This is a genomic window from Microbulbifer pacificus (genome assembly GCF_002959965.1).
GTDB classification, from domain to species: domain Bacteria; phylum Pseudomonadota; class Gammaproteobacteria; order Pseudomonadales; family Cellvibrionaceae; genus Microbulbifer; species Microbulbifer pacificus_A.
Window position 1 is genome coordinate 2,275,001 of the sequence record NZ_PREV01000026.1, and the last position, 26,349, is coordinate 2,301,349.

A 26,349-nucleotide genomic window follows, 5' to 3' on the forward strand; every position below is an offset into this window, starting at 1 on the left:
ACTTGCTCCTTAAGCTGAGGCCGGTCGAAGTGACCAGGTGGCTGCGACTGTTTATTAAAAACATAGCACTCTGCAAACACGTAAGTGGACGTATAGGGTGTGACGCCTGCCCGGTGCCGGAAGGTTAATTGATGGGGTTAGCGCAAGCGAAGCTCTTGATCGAAGCCCCGGTAAACGGCGGCCGTAACTATAACGGTCCTAAGGTAGCGAAATTCCTTGTCGGGTAAGTTCCGACCTGCACGAATGGCGTAACGATGGCCACGCTGTCTCCACCAGAGACTCAGTGAAATTGAAATCGCTGTTAAGATGCAGTGTACCCGCGGCTAGACGGAAAGACCCCGTGAACCTTTACTATAGCTTTGCACTGAACTTTGAGCCTACTTGTGTAGGATAGGTGGGAGGCTTTGAAGCAGGAACGCCAGTTCCTGTGGAGCCATTCTTGAAATACCACCCTGGTATGTTTGAGGTTCTAACTCTGGTCCGTAATCCGGATCGAGGACAGTGTATGGTGGGTAGTTTGACTGGGGCGGTCTCCTCCCAAAGAGTAACGGAGGAGTACGAAGGTGCACTCAGCATGGTCGGAAATCATGCAATGAGCATAATGGTATAAGTGCGCTTGACTGCGAGACAGACATGTCGAGCAGGTACGAAAGTAGGTCATAGTGATCCGGTGGTTCTGTATGGAAGGGCCATCGCTCAACGGATAAAAGGTACTCCGGGGATAACAGGCTGATACCGCCCAAGAGTTCACATCGACGGCGGTGTTTGGCACCTCGATGTCGGCTCATCACATCCTGGGGCTGAAGCCGGTCCCAAGGGTATGGCTGTTCGCCATTTAAAGTGGTACGCGAGCTGGGTTTAGAACGTCGTGAGACAGTTCGGTCCCTATCTGCCGTGGGCGTTGGAGATTTGAGAAGAGTTGCTCCTAGTACGAGAGGACCGGAGTGAACGAACCTCTGGTGTTCCGGTTGTCACGCCAGTGGCATTGCCGGGTAGCTATGTTCGGACGGGATAACCGCTGAAAGCATCTAAGCGGGAAGCCTCCTTCAAGATGAGATCTCCCTGGGACCTTGAGTCCCCTAAAGGGCCGTGGAAGACTACCACGTTGATAGGCTGGGTGTGGAAGCGTTGTGAGGCGTTGAGCTAACCAGTACTAATTGCCCGTGCGGCTTGACCATACAACAGAGATGGTTACTAACGAACGGATTGTGTAAGCAATCGAGAGACGTGCAAGCTTCTCGCAAGAGATCGACTTGCGGTGTATTACTACAGAATGTTTCGCCGAAGTATTTGGGGTTATCGCCGGTCTAAACGACCAGGCAAACAGCGATAACAGGTAGCGCAGGGCACAGCCCGTAAGACCAGCACCAACCCAAGCCAGTTTGCCTGACGACAATAGAGTTGTGGAACCACCTGATCCCTTGCCGAACTCAGAAGTGAAACGCAACATCGCCGATGGTAGTGTGGGGTTTCCCCATGTGAGAGTAGGTCATCGTCAGGCTTCTAATCCGAAAGGCCGTACAGGAAACTGTACGGCCTTTCTTCTTTTACGCTTTCGCAAACTTTATATCACACGGCTCAAATATTCAGGTGAACAAGTATTTCCGTTCCGCCATTTGGGGAACTGTTGATCCTGATATCGCCGTGGAATAACTCTACACGATCTCGCATGCTCCGGAGTCCGAAGCTGTTACCATCCGGTGAGTGCGAAGCGCTGACATCAAACCCTATACCGTTATCCGCCACGCTCAGAAATACACGGCCGCTTTCGCTCGAAAGTCGGATATCAATGATGCTCGCCTGGCTGTGTTTTAATGCATTAGTCAGCGCCTCTTGCGTAATACGGAAGAGTAATGTTTCGATATCTGGTGGTAGTCGCTCGTCAAGCCCTGAAATGAGTAATGAAACCTGGCTCGAAGACTGTTCGTCGGTTAATTGGGATATCCATTTGAGCGCCGCGACGAGCCCCAGATCGTCCAAAACCGCCGGGCGTAAGAGCCGTGCTAATTGGCGTGCTTCGCTCAGAGCAATTTCAGTGATTTGTAGCGCTTCCGCTTGGGCCTCGCTCTTGGGCATGGTCATCAGTCGCAGTTTCAAAGCGGTGAGTGTCTGCCCAATACCGTCATGTAATTCGCGAGCAATTCTCTTGCGCTCTTCCTCCTGGACGGACCAAACACTTTTGGCCAATCCACGACAGCGTTGCTCTCCGTCAATCAGCTTTCTTGTTAGTTTATCTTGCTCACTGGCCAACCGTTGTAAACGCTCTGAAATTTCATGCTTATCCACGCTTCATTCTCCACGCTTGGGGAATCCATGGCTGCGCCAGAAATTTTTCCATTTGTTCTTTGTTTACCGCGCGTGTAAACCACACTGGTAAACGGCGACAGCTTTCGATACTGCATTCTTTTGCGCGAAGGCGGATAGCAAACCAGGACTCATCGGGTAGAGATTCCCGGTCGAGTCCCTGTCGCCATCGCCATACTTGGCTGGTTGGGGCGACGCGGTTTATGTCCATCCCCAGTTGGTTGGCCAGGTATTGACGCCAGCTCGCTTCCCAGGCGGGAAGAGCTTCTGTCAACAGTGGTGACACCAAAAGACGACTTTGCTCTAGATCCCCCCGCTCCATTCGCCATTCGGCCTTGATAAGTTGATGGCGTGCACGTTGATCTGGTGTTGCCTGCTCGCCCAGTTGCAGTTCACTTGGATCCCCACCATAGCGCAGTAGCATCTCGGCCCGCAGTAACAGAATTTCCTGATCTGCCCGAGAGTCCTGTAATTCAGTGGCCAGCATGGTGGCCTGATCAAGCTCTTCAACGGCCTTATCATATTGGCCTCTCCATAAGCTCAACTGTGCAAGATGAATCAGTGCGGATAATTGCGCGTGTTGATCATCAATAGCGTCAGCTTCTTCTCTGCTTAGCAGCCAGGTTTGTGTCGCTTCCGGCCAATGTCCCTCACGACTTTCCAGGGTTGCGAGGTACTGACGCACATACAGCATGCCGCGACGGTCACCTAATTTTTCGTGTCCAAGGAGTGACTGTTGAAAGAAAACCCTGGCGCTCTCGCTATCACCCGAAAGCATTGCTATATATCCGACATTGGCCTGACTTTCGGCAACCAGTCCTGGGGCTGCCAATTCCCTGCGCAAGCTGAGAGCCTTCAGATACTCCTGTTTCGCTGCGCCGTACTCACCGGCTTCTTCCAGAAGTAATCCTTTGTCATTGTGAAGGCTCGCCTGCAGTTCAGGCGCGTGCTCAGTTGCTAGGATGGCGAGTGCATCATCCAGTTGCTTGGAGGCACCCGCAGAATCGCCTGCGACTACACTCAGATAAGAAAGGTTTGCCAGTATTCCCGCCTGTCCCACTTTGTCATCGAGTAAATTTCGCTTAACTAATGCCTCCTGATAATAATCTTTGGCGTGATCAAGATTGCCGAGGCGCTCCTGCGCGACGCCTATCGCAGCGAGAACATCGGCTTCAAGCGCTTCCTGATGCTGGCTACGTGCCAGGATAAGGGCGCGCGCGAGTGGGTTTTCAGCGGCCTGTTTGGCATTCCCGATACGTATTTGTTGTCGACCCAATAAATACCACCCTCGAGCATCGGTAGGGCTTGTTTCAAGCCAGGTTTCGAGATATTTGGCACTCGTTTGCAGATCCTTGTGATCGGCCAGCAATTCGGCATTGAGGTGAGCAAGCCTTGCGTCAAAGGGTTGTCGCTGACTCAGCAGTGCCAGGGTTTCCAGAGCCTTGTCGCTCTGGCCATTGAGCCTCTGTTGCTCGAACTGGATACGCAATGCCAGTGTTGTATTGGGATCTTGAATAAGTGATGCCGCGATTTTAATAGCTTTGTCGGCTGACTCTTGCTGATTGAGCCCGTTGTAGGCGCTGAAGCTGAGGTACCAACTTAGCGGACTGGGCCAGACCTGGGTGAGGTTGGAGAGCCGGTCAAGCGCGTCGGTGTACTCTTGGTTGTCCAGGAGTTGTCGTATCTGAGTGACTTCGCCCAGAACTTCACTCGGAACGGTGTCTGATTGGGGGGCTTCTCCATCGAGTTGCGCCAGTAGCAGAGTGCCCAGCTGGGTGAGTGTTGAAATGGTGGATTCGGGTGACGAGACCTGGTCAATCGAGTGCGCATTATTCTGAGAGGGTGGGCCGTAGCTCACCGTGAGATTCCACTTGTCGCCTAAGGGTTGAATCTTTGGTGCAACTATCCATACGGCGCCGAATGCTTGTAATAACTCCTCTTGTTGAGCCCGGCTTAAGGGAAAATCCCAGCGCACCTGTGCGATGTAGTTGAATACTTGATGCTGGTCGACAAGATGCAATCTTGGTGAGGCCGATAGTTGACTGTGCAGTTGCTCCGCGGCCGCCAGGGCGAGCCAATTCGGAATGGGAGGCGATGTATCCGCCGGCAATATCAGCAATGTAGGTAATCTGGTTTGTTCCACCGTAGGGGAGCTGAAGTCAGATTGCCAATAGATCAACGGTGCGACTGCGATAAGAAGTAAAGGTATTAACCATTGCCAGCGTGCAGGTACGCGGGATCTGGATAGTAGAGATTGTGCCAATTCTGCGCTAGCTGGCCGCTGGCCGGGGCGTTTACTAAGTAGGTCGAGAATAAATCTACTGAGAGTGAGTGGTATTTCCCGGTTGAGGTGATGTGGCGGCTGTGGCCGTGTACTCAGTCGTGCCTTCATTCTGGCCTGGCTGGTATTACCACCAAATGGGAGCTGGCCGGTTGCTACTTCGTAGAGAATTACCCCGAGGCTGAAAAGGTCACTGCGACCATCCAGTACTTTTCCCTGAATTTGCTCGGGGGAAAGGTAGTCGGGAGTCCCAGATGGCGCAATGGTATCTTCCCCAAGTGCGCGAGCGACACCAAAGTCTGTAATAAAGGCCTGGCCGTTCTGGCCGAGGAGAATATTGTCCGGCTTGAGATCCAGGTGGATAACACCGTTTTTGTGTGCTTCCTTGAGAGCTCCCAGCAAGGAGGTCGCCAGAGTAAAAATCTGATCTGGTGGAAGTCTCTTGTCCCGGTCTAGCCTGCTCGCCAGGCTTTCTCCCGAGATAAAGTCCATCGTGTAAAAACAGCCGTACTCGGAATCGTAGAGGTCATGGAGTCGTACCACATGAGGATGGCTGATTTTTCGGGCTAACAGGACCTCGTGACGAAGGCTGCTGCCGGTTTCCCGGTGCAATAGCTTTAGCGCGATTTCAATATCGAGCTTTTCATCGAGTGCAAGGTAAACAGAGCCGTAACCTCCACGGCCCAGGAGACGCCGGATAACAAATCGGTTTGCCAGCCGATCTCCAGCCTGTAGTGGGGTAAAAATATTTTCTATAGTACAGGTCGCGTCATTATCGAGATGCACAAGCCGTTCACCTTCTACCAGGCTGAGAGATGAGGAAACATATCAGTGGAACCCTGATTCAACTCGTCTATATCTGCACTTATCATTGTCGCTGCAATTGCTACAGTTGCATTGTCAGTGATGGCTTCGAGTATCTTCAAATCGAGTTCGGTAATCTCTTTCCCAAGTAGCAAACTATCGGTGTAAACCACACCCAGTAGGCTGTTGCTGTCTAAAGCAAGAGGCAGGCAGGCCAACGCGCGAATGGCATTTAGCTGAATGCTGGGTTGATTTGCGAGAAATTGATGATCAAGGCTGTCGCAGGTCACGAGCGGACGGCCTGTCTTCAGCACTTCGGCAACGGCACTGCGCGAACCAGCGAAGTCCACGCGCTGTAATGCCGCGGTAGTGACACCTCGTATGGCACTGACATTGAGTCTGTCAGCGCCGTCTTTAAGCAAGATAAATGCACGGTCTGTTCCCGCTAGCTGTAAAACCCCTTCCAGAATACGGGAGAGCAAGCGCTCAAGGTCGTTTTCGCTATTTAGTTGCTCTTTGAGATATGTGCAGCGTTGCCAGCGTTGGGACGCCTGCATGGCCTGCTGATCCAATTGTTGTTGTCCCAGCAACTGGAACCGGGCCTGCATATCGCCGAAGGATAACCAGCGATCTCCATTCAGCTGGGTTGTCTGTATGGCTTCGCCTTGCGCTTTTGTGCCGTTCTTTGAACCGAGATCCGTTAGAGTCCAGACGCCATTGGCTAGAACAAGGCTCGCGTGTCTGCGAGAAACTGAGAAACTATGTAACTGGATATCACAGTCACTGCCACGCCCCACATGGTATGTAATGCCATCGTCGAGCCGGAACTCTTTCACCGGCTCACGAGGGTAATAAACACTAAGCCGAGCGGGCAATGTATTACCTCTGTGAAAGACTAAACCGGAGTGTCGCGCTCGCACCCAGCAAATCGCCCACGACATTTGTCACGGGGGTTGTGACACCCCAGACCCTATCGACGAGCGATCCGATCAGCCCTTCACCAAGAAGTGGTTTCACCAGGCCGTCAATAACAAGTGGCTCAACCAGGCCATTGAGCAGGCCGGTCACGACATCCAGCAAGGCGATTGCCAGCCGCGTATTTCCCTGTTGCCAGAAAAATTGCGAGAGACTCAACTGGGAAAGCAGGCTGTTGATTACACGCCAATGGAGGCCACTGCTACTAATCGCGTCACTGAGCCGCTGATATTTAAGCGCGATCACTTCATCGGGGTCCCGGTTATCCTTGACCACAATCCATTCGGAAAAATTGCCTGTCCTGAGTCGGGCGCGATAAGAACCGGGTTCGTGTTCCGCCGTCAGGTCGTGAAAGACCTCACCTTCATGGGATTTGAACACACGGTAGTTGGAGTTGAAGTTCAGATCGTGGGTATATACCGAAACCTCGGCTGCGCCACTGAAAATGAGACCACCATCGGCTGGTGGCTCAATAATTATCATGACGGGGAACGCTGAAACTGGTTCGACTCCAACAGGCAGGCGTCCTAAGAGATTGGGATCGGAGGGGGAAAACGTATATGAATCGACGCCAGCACTGTATTCGTTAAGACCTCTGACCGATTCGAATTCCAGTGTGAGCTCAACGGAGTTGGCCCCTTCTGCAATGATGAATTTGGCGCTGTTTTCTGATATTTCGCTGCTGATCACTGTAGCCAGTGATGGCAGACTCAGGGTACATCCGAGCAGGTACGCGAATAGGCGTGGCATGATGTGCTACCTCGGAGTTGTTGTTATCGAGTGTTGCGCATATCTCGTTCACTTTTTACATCTAACTACATACCTGATAAAAAATAAAGTTGAATTGTTTCACGTTTTGTGAACTGCTGATGAAAACCCGCCAATTGGCGCCGTAATGCTCCATTTGTGGGCTGGAAGTTAATCCAGTACCCCGCGTCATGAGTGGTGTGAAACGCTGATTTTTTATACGCCATCCTATCGGGTAATGATTGCGTCGTTTAGCTTATATATCCCGAACTTATCCCCAGCCATATCCATGGAAACTGTGAAAAACTCGGTAACCCACAGTCTGTGGGCTGTGGACTGTTACATGGCAGAAAGAGGGCGTCGAAGGGGATGCGACCAACAATAGAGAAGATAAAAAATAGATCCAAAAGTCATTTTGGGTTCGTTTGGTCTTTATTCCTGGAAAGTTTCGATCAAAAAACCACCGGAAAATCTTTAGGATGCCAATTTAGTGGTGGCAGCCGCTTCTTTTAGGCGCTTTCTTCTTTCATTCATTTTTCCGTGTGGATAAAATTTGTGTCAGGAGTCACAAAAATTAATCCAGATGTGAAGAGGCGCGGAGGCGAATGGACTTTTGGTCGTCTGTGCTCTCTGACCTGGTATTGGGAAAATAAACATGTTTTTACAAAGATGGCTCTTGGGGGGGGCAGTGCTGTTGTTATCGGTGCAGGCACTCGCGGTCGGCACAGAAGCTGGCACCACCATCAGTAATACGGCTTCGGCCACCTATACCGACACCACGGGCAATCCTCAGTCTGTGAGTTCCAATACCACCAGCCTCAGGGTGGATGAATTACTGGATGTCACCGTTGCTACCAATGACTCGGGCTATGTTTCTGTTTCGACGCCGGAGAGTGGGGCGGTGCTGTCCTTTACCGTTACCAATACTGGTAACGGGGATGAGGGCTATGACCTAACGCTGAACTCTGCGCTTAGCGGGGACCAGTTTAATCCTGAGAATGCGCTGATTTACATCGATAGCAACGGCGATGGTCTCTACGATGCGGGAGATACACTGTTTAGCTCCGGCACTCCGCTACAGCTTGCCGCCGACGAGTCGATAGCGGTGTTTGTAGTTGCCGACATTCCCGGTGCCCAGTCCAGCAATGATGTCGGCCTGATTGAGCTGACGGCAGAATCGATCACCGCTCAGATGAGCGCCGGCAGCGATGCGCCGGGCACCGTATTTGCGGGACAGGGCGATGGTGGTGGCAACGCCGTGGTAGGCAGTAGTGGTGGCGCTGCGGCGGCCCAGAACGGCTATCAGGTAAGCATGGTGCAACCTTCCTTCACCAAGAGCCAGAGCGTTGCCGATCCCTTCGGCGGCAGTGCAGCGGTGCAGGGCGCAGTGATTACCTACACCCTCACCTTTTCTGTCAGCGGCAGCGGCGAGATCACAGATGTGATCCTGAGCGATAACATCCCTGATAATACGAGTTATGTGGCCGGCTCTATCACTCTGAACGGGGCGGGCAAAAGCGACGCGGCCGACAGTGATGAGGCGAGATTTGACAGTAGTACTACGCCGCCGCGTATAGAGATCAATATCGGCACGGTCACCGCACCGGCCACCTATACGGCCACTTTCCAGGTGGAAATTGACTGATCGGTAAAGAGGTTTAAATGAAAAGATTCTTCGGCGCTTCGGCTCTTGCGGCTGTATTGATGGTTTCCTCGACACTGGCTTTTGCGGCGGTGGAGCTGGAAACCCGCGCCTTTACGGAGGTGACGACCACCGATGCAAATGGTTCGCAGACTGTAACCCTGGAGCCCGCGGAGCGGGTGATGCCGGGGACTGAGGTGGTGTTTGTTATCACCTACCGCAACGGCGGCAAGGAACTTGCGGAAAACCTGGTGGTAAACAATCAGGTACCGGCGGAGATGGAGTATGTGGCCGACACAGCGGAGGGCGAGAACGCCCGCGTCGAGGTTTCCACAGACGGCAAGCGTTTCGGTGCCCTGGAAACCCTGGAGGTTATCGAGGTCGACGGTTCTGTGCGTGCGGCCAAGGCCTCTGATGTGGTGGCGCTGCGCTGGATCTTGGAGGGCGCGGTTGCGCCAGGAGCTTCCGGAAGTGTGCGCTACCGGGCCGTTTTGAAGTAAAACGCGATACCGCAAAGGTTCGTATTAAATATTAAGAATGGAGTTGGGGTGGAGTGAACATGTTGAACAAAAAAACACTAGGCTTTTTGACAGCCTTCGGATTACTGGTTGTGGGAATGGTACCGCAGGCCTTTGCTGCCGGCACGACCGCGGGTGACACCGTAAGCAACACCGCGACTGTGTCCTATGATGTCGACGGCGTGACTCAGGATACTGTCGACAGTAATGCTGCTGAGTTTACGGTCGACCGCATCATTCGCATGACTCTTGATGAAGACGATAGTCCGGTGTCCACCGCGCCGGCAGCCAGCGCGAAAGTGTCCAGCTACACCCTGACGAATACTTCCAACGCGACACTGGACTTCAAACTCGCTGTTTCCAATGTTTCGACAGCGGTTGACACTAATAATGGTATCGACACTATAGACGGCACCGATTTGCTCGTATATTGGGATGAAAACGGTAATGGGATCGTTGACACCGGTGAATCGGACACAGTTACCAGCCTGGCGGCCGATGGAATCGCCAAGATCCTTGTAGTGCTCACCGTCCCAAGTACTGCGACGGACGGCGCAGTAATCGGGGTGCTGGTAAATGCAACGGCACATGAATCTGGTGGCGGTGCCGCTGTTACCGAAACGACGGGTGCCGATACCATTGATTCGATGGATACAGTGTTTGGTGAGTTGGCCAGCCCAGACAGTATCGAGGGTAACGGACAGATAACGGTCTACGGCGCTTATGTTGTGGAAACCGCGACCCTTGTCGTAAGCAAAACATCCTCGGTAATTAGCGACCCCTTCAATAACACGACGAACCCGAAGTTTATTCCGGGCGCTCTGGTTGAATACTGCATCGTAGTGACGAACTCCAGCGCAACAGATGCTGATAGCGTAGTCCTAACCGATCCAATCCCGAGCGAGACCACGTATGAGGCCGGCAGTGTTATGACGGGAACCGGGGCAGCTTGCGACAGTTCCGCGACAGATACAGGCTTTGGTTCCACCTCGGGCTCTCCCGTAGATACCGTTTCGGCGTCTTTCGGAACCATATCCAGCGGCAATCCAGTGTGGATTAGCTTCCAAGTAAAGTTGAACTAAATCCTTCGCAACGGGTGGCGCCACGCCACCCGCTCCGCTTCCCGGCGGTGCGCGACGCGTAGCGGTTATGGTTCATACTCTCCTGGCCCCGCACTCCCTTGTGCCCGGGGGACGCGAGTCCGCCGGGCTTTGTTGCACCCGACGTTTTCTGTTGGCGTTGGTGGTGATACTGCTGCTAGGGCTGTGTTCGGCTTCACTGCGTGCCGCAGACCTGGAAGTGTTCAATGTCGCTCGTACCAGTTGGGCGTATCCGGGCGATTCGGCCATGCGCTGGCTCGATTCCAACAGCGTTAACTTGCATGTGCTGGAAACCCCGGCGTGTACTCCCTCTCGCGTTGGTTTTTTCCAGCATATTCCCCCTGCGTTCTCTGTCCCCGACAGTGTCAGTCGCACCTTCACTGGCGGTAGCTATTTTGATTCCTCCGGTGCCCGTTTGCCCCTGCCGGTACCTGTCGCACTCGATGGCAGTACCCTGTCGTTGGAGGCGGTGGTATCGCACACTGCAGCGGTATACCACGGCGGTGAGCCGGTACTGATTGCGCTGGAAGACGCTAACCGTAATATCGACCCCGCGGTTCGGGAGTCCCTCGACGTCGAACTTGATGTGGATTATCCGCGTACCGTGTCTGGCACTGCATCGCGCGAGAGGGAACAGCTGTACCTGTACGAAACTGGCCCGGATACCGGTGTATTCGCCGCGGCGCTGCCCAGTGCCGTATTTGGCCCCGATCAGAGGCCGCAGAGTGGCGACGGGAAGCTGGTACTGGGTGAAAACGCGCAGCTCACGCTGAGTTACCGGGACCCGATGTGTTCCGGCGAATCCGCGCGGGCAAGCGCGATCGCCGATCCGCTCAGTGTGGTATTCGATTCTGTCGACGGAACACCCCTTGCCGGCGCTACGGTGACACTGGTGAATGCCGCTGATGGATCGCCGGCGACCGTCTATGACGACGATGGCGTGACCCTTTTCTCCAGCACTCAGGTTACCGGTGGCAGCGATACCCCGAGTTTTCGTTTTCCTTATGTCCCGCCTGGCAATTACCGCCTGGCGGTGACGCCTCCTACGGGCTACACCGCTCCCTCCACCGCGGCCGATAGTGAAATGCCGCCGGCGCCCGACGGTCAGTCTTACCGGGTCGTGACTGGTTCCCGGGGTGAAACCTTTTCAGTTTCAATGAGCCCTGCACTGGTCATGGATGTGCCTGCCGACCCGTCTACAGCGGGGCTGCTGTTGGAGAAAAGCGTATCTCACAGCGCGGCTGAGGTGGGTGACTACCTGCAGTACCGCCTGCAGCTGCAGAACCTGATCTCCGCTCCAGCCAGCGAGGCCCGGATTGTCGACCGCCTGCCCGCAGGCATGCGTTACCGTGCGGGATCCCTGTATCTGGATGGCGAGCCGCAGGCGGATCCCGCGATTGGCGCCGACGGTAGAACTCTTGAGATACCTCTGGGGGAACTGGCCACAGAATCTCAGCTGGAAGTGCGCTATGTAGTTGAAGTCGTCGCTGGCGTGCGGACAGGGGACGCGGTCAATACCGCTACCGCCAGCGCTCTGAGTCCGGGCGGTAGTGTGATGACTTCCAACCTGGCACAGGTGGCGGTGCAGATCACCGAGCCCTTTATCAGCGACCGCTTTACGCTGGTCGGCGGAGTGTATGGTGGCGACTGCGACACCCCGTGGAGTGAACGCAAAGGACTGGCTGATGTGCGACTGTTGCTGGACGACGGCACCTATGTAGTGACCGATGCCGATGGTCGCTATCACCTGGAGGGCCTGCGCCCAGGTACCCACGTGGTACAGCTGGATACGGCCAATCTGCCCGCGGGTTGGGAACCGGTTTCCTGTGTAGACAACACCCGTTTTGCCGGCAGTGCTTATTCACAGTTTGTCGACGCCCGCGGAGGAAGCCTGTGGCGCGCCGATTTCCAGTTGCGTCCGGCCAGTGCCGGGTTGCGCCTGCAGACCCATGAGAAGCAGGTGTCGCCGCTGCTGGAAAAAGTGGCGCCGACCAAATATACCTTCCGCGGTCTTTTCGCATCTGGGGACGATCAGCTACTGCCGGAGTCGGCGGCAGAGCTGCAGGCGCTGGTGGAGACCTTGAAGGGCGGCGAAGTGTTTGGATTGGAGATTGTCGGCCACACCGACAGCCAGCGCCTGTCCCGCCGCGCCAGAGCGAAATTTCGCGATAATCACGGGTTGTCGATGGCCCGTGCCAGTACCGTTGCCAACGTGTTGGGTGACGCCCTGGGTCTTTCCGCCGAACGGGTAACCGTGGGGGGGCTGGGCCCGAGTCTGCCGCTGGTCGACAACATCTCTCCGGAAGGCATGGCCCGCAACCGACGGGTAGAACTTCTCGTATACGGTCGAACAGGTCCGGCAGAAGTGGTGGTGGGAAAGCGCCTGCAGCACATGCACACGGTTGAGTTGGATACGAGTGGTGGTGCTTTTACCAATCTGCGCGTTACCGCCATGCTGCCCGAAGAGTTGCGGTACCTGTCCGGCACGGCGCGTCTGGACGGGGAGCCAGTGGGCGATCCGCGCCAGAGCGGCTCGATTCTGATGTGGCGACTACCGGACGACACTGATGTAGCACAGCGTAACAGTGTGCCCTACAAACGACACTTTACGTTTCAGACGGAAGAGTTGCGCCGTGATCAAGTGGAAACTGACCACTGTGCGGCGGCAGCCAGTATCAAGGTCAATGCTTTGGTGGATACCGAGGTGGGCGACAATTTGCGCCTGCCGGTAGCGGAAAATCGCCTGTACTGTGCCGCAAACGCGGGTGAAAAGGCCAATGTACTCAGCGCCACTGTTGTCGCCGACTCCGGTGAAAAACTCAGTGACAGTGGCCGCCTCACCGTTGACCTGCTGGATCCGTCCACTTACTCAATGCTGGATAAAGATACTGCCCGTGATGCAGAAAAGGTCTCGTCCGCAACCGCGGCGGGCGCGGGAGTGGACTGGCTCGCGCAGGCCGCGGGCCAGAAGGGCTTCCTGTTTCCCGCAGAGAAACATAACCCGAGGGCACCCGCGGTGCGCGCGGTAGTCGCCCATGGTGTCGGCGAGCGAGTAGAGCTTACCGTCAACGGCAAGCCTGCGCCTGCGCTCAGCTATGAAGGTATTGAAACGGCACCACGTGGTGGTGCCGCTGCCAGTCTTTGGCGAGCGCTGCCATTAGAAGAGGGTGACAACCTGTTGTTGGCAAGTGTTTACGATGACCACGGCGAGCTACTCGCCAGTTACCGTCGTCTGGTGCACTTTGCGAATACCCCGGCGCGGGCGGAGCTGTTGCCGGAGCGCTCGGATCTGCGCGCAGACGGCGTGTCACACCCGCGCATCGCGGTGCGGATTCTGGATCGCGATGGCTTTCCTGTGCGCGATGGTATTACCGGGAGCGTGGCCATCAGTGCCCCCTACGAGGCGTGGCAGAGCCAGAACGACAAACAGCAGCGCCAACTGGCGGGGATGGGGGAATTTCAGCCTCAATACCGGGTGCAAGGTGACGAGGGCATTGCCTGGATCGAACTGGCTCCCACAACCCGTTCTGGCGCGTTTACTCTGGACTTTCGCTTTTACACCGGCGTCGATACCCGCCGCGAGCAGCAATTGCACGGCTGGATGTCACCGGCGGCCCGGGACTGGGTTGTGGTGGGCTTTGCCGAGGGCACCCTGGGGTACAACACCCTTAGCGAGCGCATGGAATCCCTGCCGGCGGGTGAGGATGAAGGTGTCTATACCGATGGCCAGTTGAGCTTCTATGCCAAGGGGCGGGTACTCGGCGAGTGGTTGCTCACCATGGCCTACGACAGCGACAAACCGCGGGATCTCGCGCTGATGTCGCCCATCGATCCTTCCCGCTACTACACCCTTTACGGCGACGGTACCACCCAGGTATATGGCGCCGTCAGTCGCGACAAGCTGTATGTAAAGATGGAGCGGGGGCAGTTTTACGCGCTGTTCGGAGACTACGAAACTGGTCTGACGAAAACCCAGCTGTCCCGCTACAGCCGAACCTTGAATGGCTTCAAGGCGGAAGATGGTGGTGGTCTGGTGGTGTACACAGTATTTGCCGCCGACACCGAGCAGAGCTACGCCCGCGATGAAATTCAGGGCGACGGAACCTCCGGCCTCTACCGCCTGAGTTATCCGGGAATTCTGCTCAACAGTGAGCGGGTGCGTATCGAAACCCGCGACAGGATCCACCACGAGCAGGTGTTGAAAACCGAAACCCTGACACCCTATATCGATTACGAGATCGACTACGCCGCCGGCACACTGTTTTTCCGCGAGCCGATCTTCAGCCGTGATCTCGACTTCAACCCGGTGTATATCGTGGCCGAGTACGAGACCGCTGGTGGCGACAAGCGCGCATTCAGCGGTGGTGGTCGCGTGGGACTCAACCTGCAGGACGAATCACTGCAGGTTGGTCTCAGTGGTCTGCGCGACGAGGGCGCCGACGGACGTGCGGAGCTCGCTGGCGCCGACCTGCGCTGGTTCTTTGGAGACGACAGCGAGCTTCGCCTGGAAACCGCGCAGACCCGCGGCGACGATATCGAGCGTGACGGGGAGGCCTGGCTGGCGGAAGTGGAACATCACAGTGGCCGCTACGATGTACTCGCTTACAGTCGCCAGCAGGATGCGGAATTTGGCCTCAACCAGCAAACCCAGGCGCAGGCGGGGCAGCGCAAGTCTGGCGTGCAGGGTCAGGTCCGCCTGGGCGAAGAGTGGTCTCTACAGGGGGAGACCTACCGCCAGCAGAACCTTGTCAACGCGGCCCGGCGCAATGCTGCCGAGGCGCGGTTGCGCTACGAGACCAATGCAACACGACTTAGCCTGGGCGCCCAGCACGCCGAGGATGAACTGCCCGCGAGCAGTGCTGGCGAGGCGCCTGTTGAAGCGGTTTCCAGCCAGGCGCTGTTTTCCGTCAGTCGCCAGTTGCTGAATGGTCGCGCCGACCTTTCGCTGCAGACAGAGACCTCCCTTAACGGCGGCAGCAATCAGAGCGCCGACTATCCGGATCGCTATCTGCTGGGGGCCAGCTATGCGCTCACCGACTATGCCCGAGTGCTGGCGGGGCAGGAATTCAGTGACGGCGACAGCGGGGATACCCGCGCCAGTCGTGTAGGCATCCAGCTCACTCCGTGGGCCGGCGGGCTTGTCACGTCCACCCTGAACGAGAGCCGTGCCAGCGGCTACGGACCCCGGCGCTATTCCCAGCTAGGGGTGAGTCAGGCGGCAAACCTGAGCGAGCAGTGGCGCCTGGATCTGGGGTTGGAGACCAGCCACGCCCTGGAGGAGGACACGTCGGCCCCTGTGGTGAATACGTCTACCGGGAACAGTGCTTTCGGCCAGTCTTCCGTCACCAGCACCAGTGAGGACTTTGTCGCCCTGAGCGTCGGCGCGGCATGGCGTGGGGATGTGTGGGGGTGGCGCGGGCGCCTGGAATCCCGCCGCGCAGACAGCGGCGAGCGCCAGGGGATTAGTAGTGGTTTCCTGCGTCAGGCCCAGGCGGGCATTGCGTTTTCGAGTAGCCTCGAGGCGTTTCACAACGACATGGAACAGGGCGCCAGTGGCGACCTCGCCAGCCTGGATCTGTCCTGGGCGTGGCGGCCGCTGGACAGCCACTGGTCCATTCTCAATCGCCTGGAATTCCGCTACGAGAATGTTGTAAATGCGACCATCAGCGGCGGTCTGTTTGGTTTCGACAGTCTTACCGCAGACAACGCCCGCAGCCGTCGCGTGATCAACAATTTTGCGCTCAACCGGGTTTCCCGCCCCTGGGACGAAGAAGATCGGACCGGCAACCTGTTCCACCACTACCAGCGCAGTCAGTTGTCACTGTATTACGGCGCCAAGTATGCGCAGGACAATTTCGACGGGATCGAATACGACGGGTACACCGACCTGCTGGGTTTCGAGGCGCGATACGATCTCAATGGCTGGATGGATCTGGGGCTGCAAGCCAGCGCTCTCAACTCCTGGGAAGCCGGTACGCACCTGTATTCCTTCGGCCCGCAGCTGGGCTTCTCCCCGCTGCGCGACGGCTGGATAACCTTGGGGTGGAATGTTCAAGGGTTCCGAGATCGGGATTTCGAGGCCGCCCGTTACACGGCCCAGGGCCCTTACCTGCAGCTGCGTTTCAAGTTTGACCAGAACACCCGCTTCGGCTTTGCCAGCGAGACGGGAGAAAACTGATGCTGGTGAGAATCGGGCGTTTTTCTCTTGTCTGGTGCGGGTTTGTCCTGTGGGCGGCCTGTCTGCTGGCGAGCCCGGCGGCGGCGGATAACTGTTATCACGCGACCGCGCAGGGTTCGACCGGGCCCGGCGATTGGCAAACCTATTGCTGGCTTGATCTTACGTCCTATAACGATACCGCTGCGCGTTCGGGGGCCGGGCAGAATTTCTCCTACACCCTTCCCGATGGCACGACCATGGCCTTCAACATGAAGGTCAGCGGAGGTGCCTTGACGTCGGCGACGGCTCCTTCCTGGTCGGGCGCGGCGGTGGGCAACACCGCATTCCTGGGCATTGCCGGAAGGCCGATCCTCTATCAGAGCAGCCACGGTACCACCGTGACGGTGACAATTTCCGGTATCCAACTCACGCCACCGGTAGCCGGTACGATCACGAATTACATGTTTGTCGCCGGTGATGGCGAATCCTCCAACGGCGGAGAGTCGCTGCGCTTTGAAACCAACGGTGGTAATTGGGAACTACTCGATCAGGTGGGGCCGACCTCCGGTTCGACCTACCCGAGTATTTCAGGCGTCGGAACCGACGATGTCCAGATAACGGGGGCCTCAGGTACAGTGGGCGCGTATATCGTAGGTTCGAGTGCGCCGACTACCGTGACAACGACACTCGTCGGCAGCGGATTGCAGGGCGCGATGTTCGCCGTACGCTTCGCCTCAATCCGACTCAATACAGAGATCATTGGAGCCCGCGTTGATGCCGCCGACCAGTTCCGGTTTACCATCAACGCCACCAACAGCGGTGCGGTACTCGCCGAGGGCACGTCGAGTGGCTCGGGGCAGGGACCGTTCACGGCGGCGACGCTGTCGAGTACCGCGGCAATCCCGTTGACACTCAACCAGACGATGGCCAGTGGCAGTAGCAGTGCGATCTCACGGTATCGTTCGGTGCTGACTTGCACAAATGAAACAAGCTCCAGCACACCGCTACCCAACAATGTCGAGACCACTTCGTACAATTTTGGTGTGCTGCAGTTTGGCGATGCGGTGCGATGCACCTTTACCGAAGCCGAAGCCCCCATCGCGGATCTGTCCACCTCGACCAAGAGCGTCTTGGACGTCAACGGCGGCGACGCCAATCCCGGAGATGTACTGCGTTACACCATCACCATCAACGAGTCCGCTGGCGAGCCGGTCAGCGGCGTCAGCGTCACAGACAATATAAGTTCACTGCTGGAAAATTTGTCCGTGGTCAGTTTGCCGGCCGGGGCTACCTACAATTACAACGCCGGTACCGGGCAGCTGGACGTCAGCGGCATCGACCTGTCGGCCAGTGGATCTGCCCAGATCGTTTTTGAGGCGAATATCGTTGCCGGCGCCAGTCACGGCGATCTGATTAGTAACACCGCGGTAGTGACCAACCCGGATGACGCTTCGACCGTGAACGTGACGGCACCGACGGTGACCGTTACTTCTCCCTTCCCCCCGTCGACGGGGATAAAGAAACTATACCCCTACTTTGCCAGTGCACCCGTTTCGGATCGCAATACTTTGCAGCGAATCGTGCCGGTCGTCGATTCAAGTACGACATTGGGGGAGGGTGGTGCGACGACGCTGACGATGACGCCCCAAACTCAGGCACCACTTAAATTAACTGCCGGAAGTATCCAGATTCCCTTGTGTATGCGGCGCAGCACCTTTCTTGACGGTAGCGGTCGCTCTCGCACGGTAAGGGTGCAATTGAATTACGCTGGCGCCTCCAGTGGCAGTATCGGCAGCCAGACGCGATCAGTGGAGTTGAATTATCTCAGTTGGCTACCGATTACATTCAACATCGACCTTCCCAGCGATCTGACCTTGAATCCGGGCACTGCCATTCGGATGACGGTAACCAACAATTCCAGTGGCGACGGGCAGCGAGACGTGTACTTGAGTTCTACAAGTTGCGGTGCTGGCGATTCCTACATGGCCTTTGATACCAGTACGGTAATCAATATTGATAGCCTGGGCGTTTACAGTTCGCCCTTTTCTGCTACCACAACGCAACCCTCCTATAGCGCCGGTTCGGAGGCGTTTATCCGCGCCGTGGTCAGCGACCCGTTCGGCAGTTTTGACATCACCGGCGCCGCTATCGAAATCGCCGATGCAAACGGCGCCACGGTGCAATCCCTGACGGCGATGAACGAAGTCGACGATTCGGGTGTGGCGACCAAAACCTACGAATTTCCATATACCATCCCAGCCTCGCCAGCGAGCGGAACCTGGACCGTTCGCGTAATCGCCTACGAAGGTACCGAGGGCACTGTGACCCACTCGCGTGAGGCCACATTCATGGTCGGCGGTTCGCCCTTGCTTTCCGTGATGAAGATCGGAAGCACCTTGTCGGACCCGATCAATGGCACCGTCAATCCCAAGGCTATTCCGAGGGCGGTAATCCAGTACACCCTGCGCCTGAGTAACAGCGGCGACGGAATGCCGGACGAGAACAGTTTGGTACTGAGTGATGCACTGCCGGAGCAGGTGGAGTTGTACGTGGGGGACTTGGGGGGAACGGGCAGTGGTCCGATCACCTTTACCGACGGCGCTCCCGCGAGCGGGCTCAGCTGGCAGTTTATCGCCCTGAATAGTAGCAGCGACCATGTGGAATTCTCCACGGATGGGATCGACTGGAGTTATGTACCGGTGCCGGATTCAGATGGTTTTGACGCCGCGGTGCGCCATATTCGCCTGAAACCCGCCGGGCGTATGAACGGACAATCCGGCGGGTCAGAGACTTGGGCGGAGTTCAGCTTTCGCGTGCGGGTGCGTTGACCCATTGAGTCGGCTGGTGTTTTTTTATACGCCTGCAGCCGGGCTAACGGTCACGGGGCTCCCGGCAGCTATTCGCAACTTATGCACAGGGCTGTCCCATGTTTTTGTGTGTAATCCCGGCTGTGGACAAGTGTGGAATCGCTATTCAAAACAAACCTTGATGTGGCGCGGGGGTCGCTGAGATGCGAAGGGCGCCGACAGAGTTGCGACAGTCATCCACACGGCTGTGTGACCCGGCCTTTACCCAACTTCTTGCTGCCAAACTCCCTAGAAGTGGACGCTCCAGCCCAGTGACGCCGATTCCACGTCATACTCACCGAAAAGCTCATCACTGCCGATCTCGGGAAACATTTCCCACTCCGCCCGCAGTGTCCAGCGGTCCCCGAAGCTGTAGCTCATCCCGACGCCGTAACCCCAGTGGAAACCGCTGGTGCTCTCTGAAAAAACGCCGTCGATCGGGAAGATGACTGGTTGCAGGGTGCCGTCTTCCAGTTCGAAGACGGCGAGCACATCACCTCTCTGTCTGGAGCGAAGCTGGTTGAGCCAGAAACCGCCGCCGAGCTTGCCGAAAACGCTGAAGCCAGATCCTTCCACGGGAAGATGCCCCACAAAGAACGCGTTGCCCATACGGGTGGTAACGCTGTCCTTAACGTGCAGGTAGGTCAGCTGTGGGTTGCTCACAATAAATTGAGTGCTATGTGTAGCGGCCTGGCGGAGATCCACTTCAACGGCAAAGTTTGGGCTCCAGCGCCACCCGGCGTAGAGTTTTGCCCCTGGGCCACTATCGGAGCAGCCCTTGAATTCGGCGGACTGCTCCTCCCGGTTCAGGCTGTCCACAAGCCCCCTGGAACTGCTGCACAGCGGATCCAGTGCGGTGCTCTGAATACTGAGGCCACCATAGCGATGGGAATAGAAGTCTGCGCAGGCAAGATTGCTGCCCAGCAGGGAAAGGGGTACCACAAGCAGAAGGGAGGGCCTGACCATGGCGATACCTGCTCTGGGGTGAATGTATATTGGCAGAACGATTTCCCGCTGAATCCTGAGGGGAGACCGGCTCAAGAGCTGCTACATCACATCATATTTTGAGTTGCGCACGCAATTCCGCCAACTTCTTGGCGTTTTCGGCTTTTGACAGCGGTTGGGCTGGCTTCTCTTCCAGCAGCGTTTGCTCTGGTGCCGGCAGTTGTTCCCCGGCCATCAGGCGCTCACAGACCTTCTTGTAGTGGGCGGCAAATACCGGGTAGGCGGAGGCTTCCGGGTTGTTGGCGAGGAAAAACCAGTCTGCCGCGCGCCCGGCGTGATACACCGCCGGGTGACTCCACTTGTAGTTGGCCTTGGGGCTGGGCGCGTTACAGGCCTCGCGGTAGGCGGCGCGCACGTCCGGCAGCCCGTCCTCGCCCTCGGCACACAGTTGCAGCATTTTGTGGATAGTCGGCAGGTATTCACACTGCCGGATCGCGCGCTTGGTACCTGCGAGTATCTGCTCGGGCGAAAATCCGGCGAGGGATTCCAGCCACAGCCGCTTGGCGTGGTTCAGGGTCTGTACGTCGGGAAAGGCCGCGTTGAACTGATTGTGGTACCCGAGCTTGAGCAGGCCAAATACTTCGTTCAGGGCGCGTTTGCGCGCTTCCAGTTCTGGATTACCAGTTTGTGTCTGTGACGATGTCCCAGACTGAAGTGTCTCTTGTGCGCTGGTTACCTGAGTGCCCGGTTTGGTGTTGTTGGCCATTATGCTGTCCTATGGCGAATTTGTTGCGCTCGGCCCACTGGTAGCGCGCGTGGCGTACAAAGACGGCATCCCAGCTTTTGCGCGCACCGCCCTGTTCACGCCAGTAGAGGCGGAACTCGGGTACCAGTCCCAGTACAAATTCGCGGTCGATCTCACATTGATTCAGTAGGTGCCCGAGGCAATCGCTTGATGGTTGCCAGTTGCGGGCAATCGGTTTGGCGACGGGATTTTTTTCAATGCCCTGGCAATAGTAAGCCCATTCTACACGAGCGTATTCAATGAACAGTTCACCCCAGCGTGCACTGTGTCCTCCGCGCTCAAGCCATTTGTAGATGAATTCCGGCAGTAACTCTGCGGCAAAATTCGGGTTGATGGCGAGACGGCGCATCTGCTCCCAGGTGTGTTCGCTGGGTTGCCAATCGCGGGTCATGGGTTCAGGTTTGCGTTTTTCAATAAACGGCGCTTCCTGTTTTTCCCAGTCTTCCATTACCCAGTCATTGAACTCCAGATCCCAGGACACCGACTGCTTGCCACTGTTGCGATGGTATTCTACAAAACGTTGCAGGCAGCGCCGTACAAACGTGCTAGGAACCCCCTCATCGGCCAGTTTGTTCAGGGTATCCTGATCGGGATGCCAGCCCTCGCCCAAGGGTTGTTTGCGCCCCTGAGTTGCACGATAAGCTTCCCACTTGTTTTTTACCTGCTTCAGGAACAGAGCGCCAAACGAGTGGCGGCTTTCACCGCGGTCCCGCCAGTAGGTGACAAACTCCGGCAATTGCTCCCGCGCGAAGTGCTCGGGAATGCCGAGTTGCGCGATGCGCGCTTGTGTCTCCGCATCCGGGCGCCAATTCGGACCGATAAGGTTAGCGCCGCGCGCGGCCGGAAGAGAAACCGGGCGCTCGGTCTGCTCAGCGCTGCGCACCGGCAGGGCAAACTTGAGCAGGTCACTACTGCCAAACGGTGCAGCCCCGAGAAGAAGCGCCCCCTGATTGCGCAGGCTTGTGGCGACGCGCTGGATATCCGACGGCTGCCAGAAGGGCAGCAGGGCCTGCAGTTGAGATCCATCTGCGGTATACCAGTCGCGCCCGGGGTGCGTGTCCACCGGCAAAAAGGGCAGCAGATCCCCGAGAGCAGTCAGCAATACCGCCTCCTCCAGGCCGAGACTGGTGGCGAGAGAGGGCGATACGCAGAGGGGTCTTTCGGGAATCTGGGGGTGTGTCATGGCGCGATTCTATCACCCCTGTGGCGGGGGCGCGCGGGCGGCATCCGCCCCTGTCGTGACCGGTGGGCCACAGGGGTTGCGCGGATATTCACTAGACTGGGCACACAGGAGGCCGTGTCAGTGGCATGCATGGGTGCGGACGCACCTGAAGCAGCCGGTGTTTGTCGAATTGGCAGTCGATGACCGTCGTGGCCTGAGGCGTTTGGGGCGCAACCCGGAGGGCCGGCGCGCCCATCGAATTTTGTGTTAACAGGCCCTGGCTGAAGATGCCCCGAAACAGGTTGCCTTCCCCTTGGGGACGGGTCCTACCATGCCGCAACGATTCCTGTTAATGGAGAACAACATGGCTGAAAGCAGCAATAGGGCCGCTCATCCTACCGAGAAAGCAATACAGGTTTTTCGCCTGCAGGGTGCCAATTGTGCCAGCTGCGTAAACAAGATCGAACGCGCGGCAAAAGAGGTATCCGGTGTCGAGGTGGCCACGGTCAACCTCGCGGACAGGACGCTTTCGATTCGGGGTGATGCCGAGGCCGCAGCCGTTACCGCGGCGGTGGAGGCCGCGGGCTATGGTGCAGAAATCGTGCGTGCCAGCGCGCGGGAACTGCGTGAGCGGCAACGGGCCGAGGAGCAGCGGCACTATCACCAACTACTGTGGCGCGCGGCGTTGGCGTTGGGGCTGGGTGTTCCGCTGATGGGCTGGGGAATGATCACTGGCGAGGTGGGTGTTAACACCACTTTCCAGCAAGTGGCCTGGGGGCTTGTGGGGGGGCTGACGCTGGTGGTACTTGTTTTTTGCGGAGGACATTTTTTCAGCGGCGCGTGGCGAGCTTTCCGCCATCACGGTGCGACCATGGACACGCTTGTAGCTCTGGGTACGGGTACTGCCTGGCTGTTTTCCATGTTGGTTGTCGGGGTTCCGCAATTATTGCCAGAGTCCGCCCGCCATGTGTACTTTGAAGCAAGCGCCATGATCATCGGCCTGATCAATCTCGGACAGGCGATGGAGGTGCGCGCGCGCGGCCGTACCAGCGCCGCGGTGGAAAAACTGCTGGAATTGCAGGATGTTACCGCGCGGGTTATGCGCGATGGCGAGGAAGTGGATGTTCCGCTGGAAGAGGTTCAGGTCGGCAACCAATTGCGTGTGCGCCCGGGAGAAAAGATCCCGGTGGACGGCAGAATATTGGACGGTAGCAGCACTGTCGATGAATCCATGCTTACCGGCGAACCGCTACCGGTAAAAAAAAATAAAGGGGACCGCCTCAATGCCGGCACCCTGAACAAAAATGGCAGTCTGCTGTTTGAAGCGGAAAAGGTGGGAGCTGAGACCCGCCTTGCGCAAATCATCGAACTGGTGAAAAACGCCCAGAGCTCGCGGGTACCCATTGCGCGACTCGCTGACACTATCTCATCGATTTTTGTCCCCACTGTTATGGTTCTTGCGATCGTCGCCGCTCTTTTCTGGTTCAATTGGGGACCGGAGCCGCGCGCTGCGCACACCCTGGTGGTATTGACATCCGTGCTGATCATCGCCTGCCCCTGTGCGTTGGGTCTTGCCACACCCATGTCGGTCATGGTCGGTGTGGGCAAGGGTGCCGAGTACGGTGTGCTGGTGCGCAACGGTAAGGCGCTGCAGCAGGCCAGTGAACTCACCACACTGGTAGTGGACAAGACGGGTACCCTCACCGAGGGCGCGCCGAAGCTTACGGATATCGAAACTGACAGCGACGCCGACGAACTGCTGATGCTACTCGCAAGCCTGGAGAGCAAGTCGGAGCATCCACTGGCGGAAGCGATTGTCGATGCGGCTCGTGATAAAAAATTGGCGCTCTACGATGCCGAAAATTTCGAGGCTGTCACTGCGCACGGTGTGCGCGGACGGGTCCATGGTAAGCGTGTTTTGCTCGGCAATCGCAAGTTGATGAAGCGCGAAAATATCGCACTGGAAAAATGGCAGGCTTGTGCCGAAGCACTGTCCGCAAAAGGACGTACCGCCATGTATGCCGCTGTTGACGGCGAACTGGCCGGTGTGATTGCGGTGGCCGACCCGATTCGGAAAGACGCAAAAGAGGCGATCACGCGGTTGAAAAAACTCGGTCTCAGTATCGAAATGCTGACCGGAGATAATCAGGCTACCGCGGCAGCCGTTGCCAGGGAGCTGGGCATAGCCCGAGTCCACGCGGACCTGCTACCGGAGGACAAGGAAAAAATCGTCGGCGAGCTGCAGCAGAAGGGAACCCATGTGGGAATGGTTGGCGACGGTATCAACGATGCGCCAGCTCTGGCTCGGGCCGATGTGGGATTCGCCATCGGCGCTGGTACGGACGTGGCGATTGAAACTGCAGACATTACGCTGATGCGCTCCTCTCTGCACGGCGTAGCCGATGCGATCGAATTGTCGAAGTCCACATTGCGCAATATCAAACAAAATCTGTTTGGCGCCTTCATTTACAACATCCTCGGGATTCCGATTGCCGCCGGTGCACTATACCCGCTCACGGGGATACTGCTCAGCCCGGTAATTGCCGGTGCCGCAATGGCTTTTTCATCGGTTACCGTCGTCAGCAACGCAAACCGATTGCGCTGGTTCAAACCCGCGTCAGTCGCGAGTGATCGAAAGGAGGCCAAATGACAGTGGAAATTCTGGTAAACCTGCTGGGATTGGGGGCGATATCAGGCATCATCTGGTGGTTCTGGGTGGCACCGAAACGGCCTCATGCCGAGGCTGTGGCCGTGGAGGAAAAGCTGCGGATTCACGTGCGTGGCGGAGTGTACGAGCCGGACCGTGTCCGTATAAAAGCGGGGGAATCCGCTACGCTGCATTTCATTCGGGAGGACCCAACACCCTGCGCGGAGTGGGTGCTTTTCCCTGACCTCGAAGTAAGTGCGCAGCTCGCGGTAAATGAGGAGACCACGGTGCGGCTTCCCGCATCGGAAGTGGGCGAGTATTCATTTCACTGTCAGATGCAGATGTACCGCGGAACCCTGGTGGTGGAATAAGAGGGTGGCATAAATATACTCGAACAGCCGGCCCGTAAAACCGCGAAATAAGCGCAACCTATGCCGCGGCCTCTGACCACGGCATAGGTTGCGCTTGTGTTTGCTCCCGGTATCGCTATTTAAAACCAGGCATGCAGCCCGATCACCCACATGGTTTCACTGGTATCCTCCCCTTCCATACGGATGAAGTCCGCGGTGTTGCCGAATTTCTTCTCGTAATTGACACCGATGTAGGGTGCGAACTGTGGAGTAAATTCGTAGCGCAACCGCAAGCCAACCTCGATATCGGAAAGGCCGGAACCGGTGTGGGTGGCGGGATCGTTCTGGCCGTAGAAATTGATTTCGATTTCCGGGCTCAGGATCCACTGTTGGGTGAACAGCAGCTCGTACTCCGCTTCCACACGCAGCGCGCTATCGCCGTCTTCGCCGAGAAACAGCGCGCTATCCACCTCGAAGAAATAGGGCGCGAGGCCGTTGAAGCCAATTGCTGCCCAGTTCTTGCTGTCGCCGCCCTCCAGTCTGAAATCGTGGCGCACACCCATCTGCAGGTCCCAGTATGGCGCGACGGCGCGGCTGTACAGCGCCTGCAGCTCGGAATCAGTGGTTTCACCATTTTCCCGCTCCACCTCGGTTTTCAGCCACAGTTTATTGAAATCACCGCCAAACCACAGACTGCCTTTGAGTGCGGCGCCCTCGTGTTCGCGGGCCTCGAGCTGATCGATGGTGACCATGGTCAGCAGCACTTCGTGGTCCATTACGTGGTCGGGGTGGTTGGGGGCGTTGTGCAGAGTGCCCGATCCGTAGGCAATGCTGTGATCGTGGAAGTCCTGAGGCTGTTCTTGCGTAGCTGGTCTTGCCGTCGACGGATGTTGGCTGTGCTCCATGTCACTCATATCGTGGCCGCTGTGATCCACGGGCTTCATCTGTTTGCCGGCATGCTGTTCGTGATGTTCGCCATGGTGCTTGGTGTGTTCCTGGGCGAGCGCGAGCGGCGCTGTCCACAGGGGCAGCAGCGCGGTGCAAAACATAAATTTGGTCTTCATCG

Annotated in this window: 15 protein-coding genes and 2 rRNA genes (1 of these 17 running past the window's edge); 9 read left to right on the forward strand and 8 right to left on the reverse strand. The window is 57.0% G+C overall.

The window, feature by feature from the left end:
- Positions 1-1,178, forward strand: a 23S ribosomal RNA gene (locus tag C3938_RS09950); it begins 1,705 nt to the left of the window's first position.
- A gap of 207 nt (positions 1,179-1,385) precedes the next feature.
- Positions 1,386-1,501, forward strand: a 5S ribosomal RNA gene (rrf, locus tag C3938_RS09955).
- 77 nt (positions 1,502-1,578) lie between these two features.
- On the opposite strand, the gene C3938_RS09960 is transcribed toward rrf, so the two are convergent.
- From C3938_RS09960 to C3938_RS09975, 4 genes are read right to left on the reverse strand one after another with little or no spacing between them, the layout of a single operon-like run.
- The gene (locus tag C3938_RS09960; RefSeq protein ID WP_105102974.1) at positions 1,579-2,286 is read right to left on the reverse strand and encodes a sensor histidine kinase; all 708 of its coding nucleotides are present in this window, start codon (positions 2,284-2,286) and stop codon (positions 1,579-1,581) included.
- On the reverse strand, positions 2,279-5,371 hold the full coding sequence (locus tag C3938_RS09965) for a serine/threonine-protein kinase (RefSeq protein ID WP_158681630.1): 3,093 nt from the start codon (positions 5,369-5,371) through the stop codon (positions 2,279-2,281). The genes C3938_RS09960 and C3938_RS09965 overlap by 8 nt, the downstream gene beginning before the upstream one ends.
- A gap of 14 nt (positions 5,372-5,385) precedes the next feature.
- Positions 5,386-6,225 carry an FHA domain-containing protein gene (locus C3938_RS09970; RefSeq protein ID WP_158681631.1) on the reverse strand — a complete coding sequence of 280 codons (840 nt, stop codon included), beginning with the start codon at positions 6,223-6,225 and terminating at the stop codon, positions 5,386-5,388.
- 43 nt (positions 6,226-6,268) lie between these two features.
- Complete coding sequence (locus C3938_RS09975) at positions 6,269-7,114, reverse strand: DUF6689 family protein (protein ID WP_105102977.1); 846 nt, start codon at positions 7,112-7,114, stop codon at positions 6,269-6,271.
- A gap of 652 nt (positions 7,115-7,766) precedes the next feature.
- Between C3938_RS09975 and C3938_RS09980 the strand changes: the two genes are divergently transcribed.
- The 5 genes from C3938_RS09980 to C3938_RS10000 all read left to right on the forward strand — a co-directional run bounded on the left by C3938_RS09980 (position 7,767) and on the right by C3938_RS10000 (position 19,356).
- Positions 7,767-8,756 (forward strand): hypothetical protein, encoded by a 990-nt coding sequence (locus tag C3938_RS09980; RefSeq protein WP_105102978.1) that lies wholly within the window; start codon positions 7,767-7,769, stop codon positions 8,754-8,756.
- 17 nt (positions 8,757-8,773) lie between these two features.
- Positions 8,774-9,253: a DUF11 domain-containing protein gene (locus C3938_RS09985; RefSeq protein WP_105102979.1), complete on the forward strand. Its 480-nt coding sequence runs from the start codon at positions 8,774-8,776 to the stop codon at positions 9,251-9,253.
- Between the two features lie 59 nt (positions 9,254-9,312).
- Positions 9,313-10,353 carry a DUF11 domain-containing protein gene (locus tag C3938_RS09990; protein ID WP_105102980.1) on the forward strand — a complete coding sequence of 347 codons (1,041 nt, stop codon included), beginning with the start codon at positions 9,313-9,315 and terminating at the stop codon, positions 10,351-10,353.
- Positions 10,354-10,516: 163 nt separating this feature from the next.
- The gene (locus tag C3938_RS09995; RefSeq protein ID WP_158681632.1) at positions 10,517-16,549 is read left to right on the forward strand and encodes an OmpA family protein; all 6,033 of its coding nucleotides are present in this window, start codon (positions 10,517-10,519) and stop codon (positions 16,547-16,549) included.
- Positions 16,549-19,356, forward strand: a complete 2,808-nt coding sequence (locus C3938_RS10000; RefSeq protein WP_105102982.1) for a CshA/CshB family fibrillar adhesin-related protein — start codon at positions 16,549-16,551, stop codon at positions 19,354-19,356. Before C3938_RS09995 ends, C3938_RS10000 begins: the two co-directional genes overlap by 1 nt.
- Before the next feature lie 267 nt (positions 19,357-19,623).
- Here the strand turns inward: C3938_RS10000 and C3938_RS10005 are convergent, their stop codons facing one another.
- From C3938_RS10005 to C3938_RS10015, 3 genes are all read right to left on the reverse strand, one after another.
- Positions 19,624-20,340, reverse strand: coding sequence for an outer membrane beta-barrel protein (locus C3938_RS10005; RefSeq protein ID WP_105102983.1), 717 nt, complete (start codon positions 20,338-20,340; stop codon positions 19,624-19,626).
- A 91-nt stretch (positions 20,341-20,431) separates the two neighbouring features.
- On the reverse strand, positions 20,432-21,085 hold the full coding sequence (locus C3938_RS10010; RefSeq protein WP_158681633.1) for a replication protein P: 654 nt from the start codon (positions 21,083-21,085) through the stop codon (positions 20,432-20,434).
- Positions 20,997-22,307, reverse strand: coding sequence for a DnaT-like ssDNA-binding domain-containing protein (locus C3938_RS10015; RefSeq protein WP_105102984.1), 1,311 nt, complete (start codon positions 22,305-22,307; stop codon positions 20,997-20,999). The genes C3938_RS10010 and C3938_RS10015 overlap by 89 nt, the downstream gene beginning before the upstream one ends.
- A 343-nt stretch (positions 22,308-22,650) precedes the next feature.
- Between C3938_RS10015 and C3938_RS10020 the strand changes: the two genes are divergently transcribed.
- Positions 22,651-24,936, forward strand: a complete 2,286-nt coding sequence (locus tag C3938_RS10020) for a heavy metal translocating P-type ATPase (protein WP_105103322.1) — start codon at positions 22,651-22,653, stop codon at positions 24,934-24,936.
- Positions 24,933-25,304: a cupredoxin domain-containing protein gene (locus tag C3938_RS10025; protein ID WP_105102985.1), complete on the forward strand. Its 372-nt coding sequence runs from the start codon at positions 24,933-24,935 to the stop codon at positions 25,302-25,304. The genes C3938_RS10020 and C3938_RS10025 overlap by 4 nt, the downstream gene beginning before the upstream one ends.
- Before the next feature lie 119 nt (positions 25,305-25,423).
- Here the strand turns inward: C3938_RS10025 and C3938_RS10030 are convergent, their stop codons facing one another.
- Positions 25,424-26,347, reverse strand: coding sequence for a copper resistance protein B (locus C3938_RS10030; RefSeq protein WP_233998756.1), 924 nt, complete (start codon positions 26,345-26,347; stop codon positions 25,424-25,426).
- Positions 26,348-26,349: the final 2 nt, after the last annotated feature.